A 10,185-nucleotide genomic window follows, 5' to 3' on the forward strand; every position below is an offset into this window, starting at 1 on the left:
CCGATCCCTGAAAGGGCAAAAGCTTTGAAATTGAAAGCTTTTGCCCTTTCAGGGCGACTTTGTTTTTTGCCAACATTACCCAGGGCGCTGCCCTGGGCTAAGAGCTTTTGGGCTTTCAGCCCGTCCTCGGCTGCCATTATTTAGACTTATGACACACCCTCACAACCTTGCAAAACACAATGTCTTTTTTATTGTACCTTTGCACCGCAGTTGGGCGATAAAAACATCATCTCGTCAGCGAGAACTTGATGCTCAGACCGAAATCCTGCGTGGTCGTCGGATAACTGCTGCTCGACAAGAGCGGCGTATTGGTCTGGCGATCATAGTAGAAACTCATGGTAAGCATCTTACTCAAGGTATAATCAGCCGTGAAACTCAGCTTCAAGGCATTGTTGCCGCTGCTGGCGCTGCTCGTCATCGTGGTTATATCACGGACGATGGCTGCCTGCTTGCGGAAACTGAAGTCGAGACGGAGGTTCAAGTCGTGATTAGGGCCATAGTTCCGGGTCTGATTCTTGCCCTTGCTTCCGTTTCTGCTGTTCTGCTGGGCACCCGTTCTTCCCTTCACCTTGTGTGCCTTTGGAGCACCGAAGAGATTGAAATTGTTGATGCGATAGCCCATACCTACCACCCAGTCTTTGCTCAGCGCCTCGTTCACCTGTACACTCGTCATACTGAGGTTCAGCACTCGGGTCTGGCGATACTCACCCTTGATAGTCATATTGTTGTTCAGCGTTACATCCATACCGAGCAATGGCGAGAATGCCTCGTTGATGCTCACCTGAGAAACATTGAACATGCTGCTAGGCGATGGATTGCCCGTAGAGGCATCCGTCACGAAGCCCAGACCATTCATATACTCCTGATAGGTACTGTAGCTGCTATAACTGCCCACGGCAAAGATGCTCTTGTAGGCGTGGTTGATGTTCACACTCTTGAAGTGCTCGCGGAACCAAGGCAACTTGCCCAAGCCACTATAGCGCACCGTCCAGTTTGGCAAGAGCCGGCTCAATGCCGGGAAGATGGAGAGCGAACTACCGCCCATCGAGGTATAGGCATTGAGGAATGCAGGAATCATCACATCACCACTATACGGATTAACCGGTGTGCGGGAAGCATCATACTTGCCTCCACCCAAGGTAGAACCCACAGGATATACCGTTCCGGCATACTGCGACTCCACCCGCTGGCGGAAACCATCGAGCGAGTTGACAAACTTCTCGAAAGTCCTGCTGCGATAACCACTGTTGGCATTTCCGATTCCCTCGAAAGCCGAACTCAGCGAGATGGTAGTCATCTGGAAAGTTCCGCTCTGGGTGGTCGGTGTACCCTCATACATATACTGTATGCTCTTTTGCGTGGTCATGGTGCGGGTGGCAGAAAGGTCTATCTTGAAATCCCTGACTGGTTCCAGGGTGGCACGCAGCTGCAGATTCTCGGTCTTGCTGGTAGTAGCCGGCGTAGCGATCGAGTCGTTGCAGAGCAGCCAGTCGTTGTCTCTTGCCTTTCCGATATAGCTGTCATCCACCAGTCCGAAGGCGAAATCCAGTCCCGGCGCCATCGTTCCCACTTTCTTCTGTCCGAAGGCATCACCCACGTTAGGAGTAAAGCCCGGCAGAAGCATCTGATAGTTGTTGCGGTAGGTGAAGCTCACCTTGCGCAGCATCATTGCCAGTCGGGCTGCCGTCTGGGCTGTCCGATACCATCTTTCGTTATCGAGCGGCTCTTTCGGCATCACCGTAATCTTCAGCTTCATCATGCTATCCACCTTCGACTTGATACGGATCTGGTTGTTATCCACCTTTTTATATTTCAGATGATACACCTTTCCATCCTCCGTCTTAGCAGAAATGATGAGTCGCTTGCTGTTCTTGCCATGTCTGATGAGCAGGGAAGTATCCGGCAGGAGGGTGATTTCCTTCTCAAAAGCCTTCCTGTTTTTCGGAAGCGCCTTCGCCAGATCTACCTGATTCTTCTGCCCATACTTCTGCATATTATCTTTCTGCAGTCCATTCTTCTGCATATCATTCTTCTGCTGGGCATTCTTCAGCAAAGCCTGCTTCCGCCTGGCTTCCTTCTCCTTCTTCTTCCTCTCTATCTCACTCCTGCTTATCGAGCGGTTGAATCGGTCATTCACCTTCTTGAGGAATGGGATGTGGTTGTAGAGGCGCACCAGGTCGAAGCTTCCGTTAATCGTCAGCTCGCGCTGGGTGTTGATGGTATTGCCATACGAGTTGCCGTTCTCATCCTCCGTACCTCGCTCCCAAGTATAGTTGGCGTTGTAGGAGGCATCGGTATTCACCCAGTCGAAGACTGGTAGCAGATGGATAGGCAACTTATAGGATGCCGTGAAGTTCTGACTGTAGTCGAGCGGCGTACCCCAGCTCTTCACACTCTGCCATACCGAACTCCGATACACCGAATCCTTCCAGGCATGATACTGGTCGGCATAGAGATCGGCATTCACATCCGGATAAGGCACATCTACCTGTGCATGGGTGGCACTCTGGAAGTTCATGTGCAGGTTCTTGGTCAGATCCCAGCGCAGAGAAAACTCGCGGTTCCAGAGGAACTGGTCGCTCACGGTGAGCGGCAGCTGCGAATTGAGCGTACTCTCCATATCGCGTTCCTGCAGCTCATAGGTCTCGTGCGTCATCTCCGTATTGAAGGCGATGTTCTGAGGCAGCCAGTTTAATCCGAACCGCTTCAGGATGTCGAGCCATTTGCTCTTGTTCTTCCACTTCTTGAAAGGTTCCCACGCCTTATAGACCGGTATCCAGGAATAATCCAGAGCTCCGCGCCAGTTGTCCCGATTCTCGAAGACCGTGGTCTCACCCGTGGTATGCTGATGGGCATGACTGTAGGTAAACGAGAAGTTGGCTGGATCGTAAGGCATCGGATGACGTCGGGTGGCGATACCTACCCGGGCATTGGATACCGAGAAGTTGGTCTGGGTAACTTTGGTCACGGCGATGTTCTCGATAGAGTCCCGCTCAGCCTTCGAACCGGCGGCATCCAGTGCATCCTTCAGTTCCATATCCGTATCCAGCGGATTGTATTTCGGAGAGGTCTTCTCCTTCGTCACACTATAATATAAAGGTATGCTCACCTTCGCCTTGTCGGGGAAGAACTTACCCATCTCCAACGAGGTGGTCACGCTATAGGCACCATAATTATCGGTACTGCGGCTAGCCACGCCGTCTTCCAGACCGCCGAAGCCTTCGCTCATATAGCGGCCGGTGGCATTCACGCTACCCAGGTCGGAGAGCTGCACGTTCAGATTGGCATTGGCAGCCCATCCGCCCTTGTTGTTATGCTCCAGAAGCCGGAGTTCGTTGACCCAGACTTCTCCACTCTTCACCTCATCCGAATTGTTTCTCACACCTATCATCAGCGTCTTTACCTCGCCCAGGCTCGGATTGCCCACGATGGTGATCCGGTTGCCCGGATGTTCAGCATCCATCATCATATAAGGTGCCATATAGGAAGCCATGCCAGCAGCCTTCGCCTTGTTGCGCTCCTTCTTGAGGTTGGTAAATACGCTCAGGTTTACATTGAGCATATTCTCCTCCGGCCAGACCAGCTTTCTGTCGGCAGAACTGTTGCGGTTATAATTGTTGCGAGGTTCGGTCAGCTTGAGCGGAATCTCATACTCATAGTAATTGTTCTTATAGTCGCTGCCCAGACGGATGAAGACCGCCAGCTGGTCGTTCTTCAGATTGGTGGCGTTCTGCTCCAGCGCATTGGCATGGGTAAACATCTGGATGCGCTTGTACTGGCGGAGATCGAGGGTAGAGTTCTTATATACCGCCTTTGCCTCGCCATGGGTCAGATCCTTTACCACCAGACTCAGCGCCTGCTCGTTTGCCTCGACAAGCTGTGGCTGCGATGGGTCCTGCTCGCGGCTGATACCCGGAGGAAGCACATAGTTGACCGGTGTCTTCTCGGCATTTTCCTCCAGACTGACTGCACTCGCCTCCAAGGTTCCGCCACTGGCTGCACCCAACGGCTGGTCGTAGGTACGCCACTTGCTGTGCACCAGGTCGAGCGTACCGAAACGGAGCACGATAGGCTTCTTGAAGTTGGTGAGGAACATTCGCATGAAGCGGATGCTGGAGAAATCGTTGATGTTTCCCTGGCGCTTCTCAAACTCATCCACAGGAATGCGGAACTGATACCAGGTAACCGTAGATTTCGTGTTGTCTCGCCAAGTCTGGGTGTATTCGCGCTTATCCACGATGAAGTTGCTGCCCACCACGAGATCTTCCGGACGGATGCTGACGTGATACTGGAAATACTTCTCATATTCGTTCAGCGTATAGTCCTGGTTGATGTCCTCCACATCCGGTGTAGATTTATAGGAGGTATCATAACTCTCGGTACGGCTTTCGCTGTCAGGCGAATTGCCCTGAGGGTTGTTGATGTACTTGTATCGGTGAAGGATGGGCGCACGCATCTCATCCCAGTCAGAGCCTCTGAAATAGTGATAGTTATCCCGGGCTGGGTCGGCAAAGATACTGTCGAACACCGCCTGGTTCACCTTGCCCTGTATCTGGTCGAGATAGGCGCTCTTGTAGAATTCCTGCTCTTCGGCATCGGTCAGACCATTGAATCCCACATCCTGCAGGGCACGGCTTCCGCTGGTGGTGGCAAATGCGTATGTCACGGTGCTCTGCGTAGGAATCTTACCCCACTGCGTATAGGTGAAGCTGTTGCTGCCATCCACCGGCATTCCGCTCTCATAAAACTTCTTGCCATCCCGCAGGATATCCTCACTCACCTCGCCCAGGTTGATGTAGAAGTCGCCACCATAGTCGGCTGCATCCGATTGCTCTCGGGAATAGATGAACGGATCGAGCATCCAGAACTCGATATACTCCACGTTTGCCTGCTCAAAATCGTTGGTATCCAGCTTGCGCATCATTCCACCCCAGTTGCGAGACGGGCTGGCAAGGGTACCATCCGACTGCAGATCGGATACATTGAAGTTGTAAGGTCCCGGCTCCGATGGATAGTAAGCCAGATTGAGAACACTCAGGGTGCTGGTGGCTCCCTGATAGGTGCTCTGCTGGCGCAGAGGGAAAAGCTCCTTTACATACACCTCTCTGACATAGTGGTTGCTCAACTGCTTGAGGTCGCTCTTGATATGACCCGGAGTGAGCGAACTTCCCCTTCGGGTGAAGAGCGGATCGATGGTGTACCAGGCTAGGCGGGAACGATGGAAACCGCTGGTCAACCCCGTCTTGTCATTGTAATCATCCTTGAAGTTGAGCGACGGCACACTGGAGATAACCCACGAAGTAGGAGTCATCACGTCGATGGTTCCCTTGGTATTCTCGAAGTCATCAATATACGAAGCATTGTCCTGCACTCCTCCTGCCTCGCCCGCCAGAAGCTGGGCAAACTCACTCTTGAAGGAGATGTAGGAAGGTTGGGTGAGATGCAGGAACGGTATCTTGTCGAGCATGTTGGTAAGCCATTGGCTCTCCTTCTTCCAGTTCAGGTTGATGTCCCAGAGCGTATTCTTCAGCGGTTCGCTGCCCATCGCCACCTTGTTGGTGAGCGCCTGTTCCGAGAGATGCTGCAAGGTTCCGCTGATCTGGAAATTTTTGGAAAATTCATACTCCCAGTTGAATCCTACCATCGTCTTTCTCATCTGCCCGTAATCGGTATTGCTCTCCAGGGAGACGTTGACCGCCGTACCGGCATCGATGATGCTCTGGTTGAGGATGGTCACCTCTCCGGCATTGTAATCCACCGAGTAGTCGGTACCCTCCTTCAGGGTAACGCCACCTGCCGTCACCACTACCGACCCCTGCGGCACATTGTAGGCATCAAGGGAGATGACATTGGCTGCCGAACCCTTGAACTGTCCCACGATGAGATACTTATTCTTTTCGGCTATCTGCCTGGCGATGGTCTTCGTACTGTCATAGAGTTCGGTGAAGGCATACTTCTCTGCCTGCTCCTCAGACACGCCCTTCTTGACGAGATAATCCTGCATATAACTGCCGAACGGTTCCACCTTCGGCATGAACACGCGACCATTAGATACGGTATAGCCCTCTACATAATCGAAGTAGCCATTGCTGCGCGCCTTGTTGTTGTTATCAAGCCGGTCGGCACCCAGCACACGGATGATAGGCTGGTTCTTCACCTGTGTTTCCGGAATGTAGTTGACATAGACACCCGTTGTATCACTCTGATATTTCACATCGAGACGGAACTTGTCCTTTTCCACCTGCGAAGAGAGATAATATACGTTCTTCATCATCAGGTCCCAGTTGCCCTGCTGTGGATTGCAACTGGTATTCTTCAGCGACTTCACGAAGAGAGCCTGCTTGGTATCGGTGATATCCGAGGCAAACTCGCCCACCTGATAGGTCACTCCGCCATAGGTATATTCGTATGCCACGGCAAGAACCTGGTCGGTCTGAAGACCAGACTTCAGCGAAACATATCCCATCGCCTGGTTCACGGTATATTCAGAGAAATTGAGCAGACGGGCACTCTCCAGCTTCTCGAAATCGCTACCGCCTATCAGTCCGCCACCTTCCAGGACAGAGGCTGTCTGGTTGATGTCACGGGCTGCGGCAAACTGACCAGTCATCGATGCATACTCGGTATTCGCCTGGTTAGCCGGCACCATCGTTCCTCCTGCTCCCCACATCGGGTTGCTCACCTTCTCGTTTTCTCCCAGGTCGGTCAGGGCGATGATGTTTCGGGTATTCGTGGTGGTTCCCGTCTTGTTGGTTACCCAGATTTCCACACGGTTGATGGTGATACCCGTCAGCAGATTCGGCAGTTTCTGCATCCAGGCATCATAATGACTGCGGAAATACTGAGAGAGGAAGAAGTGACGGTTTTCCTCGTAATCTGCCACATTAAGCTCAAAGGGAGTAAGCTGCACGCCACCCCGGCTCGATACACTCTTGGAAGCCGACTTCTTCTGCGAGAACACCGTCTGCAGCTTGAGCTTGCCAAACTGCATGTCGGTTCTTACACCAAAAAGACTGCTGGCGCCCTTGATGAGCGAGGAGTTGCTGGGAAAGGATACATTGCCCGCCTCAACCAGCTTGATAATCTCATCTTCCTTGCCATCATACTTCAGTTTCATGTTCTGGGCATCGTAGTCGAAGGTGGCATCGGTGTTGTAATTCAGGTTGAGGTCCATCTTATCGCCTACCTTTCCATTCACGTTGAGATTGATCTTCTCATCAAAGTTCATCATCGTAGTCTTGCGGTTGCGGATAGGCAGCGACGGGTTGTCGATATTTTTCTTGTTGATACCAAACTTCAGTTCGGCGGTACCCTGGGTCTTGACACGGATTCCACCGGGACCGAAGATTTTCTCGGCAGGTCCCAGATCGAAGTGCATATCAGAGAAATCGAACTTCTCCTTGCCCTTCGCCTGATAGATTTCATCGTTCTTCTGGCGATAGAAGGCATTGCGCTCGTTCTGTTCCGTCCATTTCATATATTCATCCGGAGTGAGCATGATGGGAGCCGAAAGCCAGGTATTGCCCATCCGGTTGCCGATGACATAACGGTTGAGGGTATCATTGTAGATGGCCTGATACCGGAGGGCATCAGGACGCTTGAGGTCGAGCGGACTCTGATAGAGATCGCTCAGGGAATAAGGTTGGGTAAGCTGGATTTTCCAACGGGGATGCAGCAGGGAATCAGGAATCGTATCCTCATCTACCTGAATAGGCTGGTGCTTTGGAAGCTTCTTGTCTTGCTGCGGAAAAGGCAAAGCGAGGGCGTAGCCGAAGGTTGCCACCATCAGCCAAGCCATCAAAAAATAAAAGATTCTTTGCCCCTTCATAAAGTTACTGAATTTACTTCAGCCAGAAGTGATATAATTTACTTCTGCCAGAAGTTACTTGATTTGCTTCAGCCTGAAGTTATTTAATTTGCTTCAAGGCAAGCTTTACAACCTGCTCTACCTGCAGATCAGGCTGCGCCTTCAGGATATCCACAACAACCTTGGCAGAAGGTGCCGGCGAGAAACCGAGCATGGTGAGGGCACTGACTGCCTCATCCTTGACCCCATTGTTCACCATCACCACATTACCGCCATTAGCCGGCAGCTCATCGGCGATGCCCAGACTCACAATCTTATCCTTCAGGTCGATGATGATGCGCTGGGCGGTCTTCAATCCGATACCCTTCACGGTCTTCAGCATCTTCTCGTTGCCCGTAGAAATCACATTGCAGAGTTCGCTTGGCGACATCGACGAGAGAATCATTCTCGCCGTATTGCCTCCCACACCCGATACGGTGATGAGCTGGCGATAGAGTTCGCGCTCCTGCTTGGAGGCAAAACCGAAAAGGGTGAAAGAGTCATCTCTTCCACCTGCCACCAAAACCTCATGCACGTAGAGTTTTACTTCCTGCTTGCCCTGAATGGCAGTATAGGTATTGAGCGAAATATTGAGTCCGTACCCCACTCCTGCAGTCTCTACTACTGCCATTGCCGGGGTCAGTTCGGTCAGATCGCCATGAATATATTCTATCATTTTTATTTTCTCCTTACTATTTAAACACTTGGTTATACCTCTTTCATAAATTAATTATAATAATATGAACGCACGAAATAGGGATTTATTGTATCTGGCATTGGATTATATTGCCGACACCCCTATAAGAAAAAGCCTTTATCCCCTATGGAAATTGTTTTTAGAACTAGAAGAAATCTCCGTTCAACGTCGTTGAACCGACATTCAACGTCGCTGAACGTACATTCAACGTCGGCGAACGGAGATTCAACGTCGCTGAACGAAGATTTCTATTAGGTACAGGAACAATTTCTCTTAGGAGTAGGAGCTAATTTCATCAGGAGCGAAAAGAAATCACTCATTATCCATCAACAAACAGAATAGGAAGAACTAAGGCATTCTCTTAAATCCCTGAAATCACGAAACTGTAAGGAATCTGTTCTAGAACCCTTACAATTCCCCCGTCATTCTACCTAGAAACTATGATTTTATTACCTTTTGCAAGTTTTATGAGTTAAAAATCTATTAAAACGTCACGTATTTCAAGAAAAAGCTATACTTTTGCAACCGGAAATAGATATCTAGAAGGAATTATTCAAAATAAACAACAATATAAAAGAAATAAATACATCAAATGAAAAAGTTTAGAGCAGCCGTAGTAGGTTACGGCAATATCGGTAAGTTTACAGTAGAAGCTCTCGAAGCCGCTCCAGATTTCGAGATTGCAGGTATCGTTCGTCGCCAGGGTGCTAAGGACAAACCAGCTGAGTTGGCTAACTATGAGGTAGTAGATGACATCACCAAGTTGAAGGATGTAGATGTTGCTATCCTCGCAACTCCTACCCGTTCTTGCCCTGAGTATGCAGAGAAGATCGTTGCACTCGGCATCAACACCGTAGATAGTTACGATATCCATACAGGTATTCTTGATTACCGCACCAAGCAGATGGAGAACTGCAAGAAGGCTGGCAAGGTGAGCGTAATCTCAGCCGGTTGGGATCCAGGTTCAGACTCTATCGTACGTGTTCTGATGGAAAGTCTGGCTCCAAAGGGATTGACCTATACCAACTTCGGTCCTGGTATGAGCATGGGACACTCTGTTTGCGTTCGTAGCAAGAAGGGTGTCAAAGAAGCACTCTCTGTTACAATCCCATTGGGCGAGGGTATCCACCGCCGTATGGTTTATGTAGAGTTGGAGGAAGGTGCCAAGCTTGAGGATGTAACAGCAGAAATCAAGGCTGACCCTTACTTCGCTCACGATGAGACTCACGTATTCGCCGTAGCATCAGTAGATGATGTAAAGGATATGGGTCACGGTGTGAACCTCGTTCGCAAGGGTGTATCTGGCAAGACCCAGAACCAGCGCTTCGAGTTCAACATGAGCATCAACAACCCTGCCCTCACCGCTCAGGTATTGGTTAACGTGGCTCGCGCTTCATTCCGTCTCCAGCCAGGTTGCTACACCATGCCAGAGATTCCTGTCATCGATATGTTGCCAGGTACCCGTGAGGAAGTCGTTGCAACACTCGTATAAGACTTTGAACTTTGAGGTTTGAACATTGAACTTTATGATTAGTTTAACTGGTTCAGATTCAAAGTTTAGCAAATAGGGTGTCCAGTTCTCTGTTCTTAAAAACAAGCTGGAAATATCCCTGTTAATTGTTAATATTACGCTCTGATATTT

Annotated in this window: 3 protein-coding genes; 1 reads left to right on the plus strand and 2 read right to left on the minus strand. The window is 50.4% G+C overall.

Annotated elements, in window-relative coordinates; all coding sequences use genetic code 11:
- Positions 1 to 226: 226 nt before the first annotated feature.
- Together sov and ruvA are read right to left on the minus strand one after the other, a co-directional pair.
- On the minus strand, positions 227 to 7,828 hold the full coding sequence (gene sov, locus AAAT87_RS14185; RefSeq protein ID WP_487250790.1) for a T9SS outer membrane translocon Sov/SprA: 7,602 nt from the start codon (positions 7,826 to 7,828) through the stop codon (positions 227 to 229).
- A gap of 79 nt (positions 7,829 to 7,907) precedes the next feature.
- The gene (gene ruvA, locus AAAT87_RS14190; RefSeq protein WP_296974951.1) at positions 7,908 to 8,522 is read right to left on the minus strand and encodes a Holliday junction branch migration protein RuvA; all 615 of its coding nucleotides are present in this window, start codon (positions 8,520 to 8,522) and stop codon (positions 7,908 to 7,910) included.
- 613 nt (positions 8,523 to 9,135) lie between these two features.
- Between ruvA and AAAT87_RS14195 the strand changes: the two genes are divergently transcribed.
- The gene (locus AAAT87_RS14195) at positions 9,136 to 10,035 is read left to right on the plus strand and encodes a diaminopimelate dehydrogenase (RefSeq protein WP_295023300.1); all 900 of its coding nucleotides are present in this window, start codon (positions 9,136 to 9,138) and stop codon (positions 10,033 to 10,035) included.
- Positions 10,036 to 10,185: the final 150 nt, after the last annotated feature.

The organism is Segatella sinensis (assembly GCF_040095255.1).
In the GTDB taxonomy this organism is placed as follows: domain Bacteria; phylum Bacteroidota; class Bacteroidia; order Bacteroidales; family Bacteroidaceae; genus Prevotella; species Prevotella sinensis.

Bases quoted from the DNA above. Each gene is read 5' to 3' on its own strand.
- AAAT87_RS14195 (WP_295023300.1), top strand. From the start codon at position 9,136: ATGAAAAAGTTTAGAGCAGCCGTAGTAGGTTACGGCAATATCGGTAAG.
- ruvA (WP_296974951.1), bottom strand. From the start codon at position 8,522: ATGATAGAATATATTCATGGCGATCTGACCGAACTGACCCCGGCAATG.
- sov (WP_487250790.1), bottom strand. From the start codon at position 7,828: ATGAAGGGGCAAAGAATCTTTTATTTTTTGATGGCTTGGCTGATGGTG.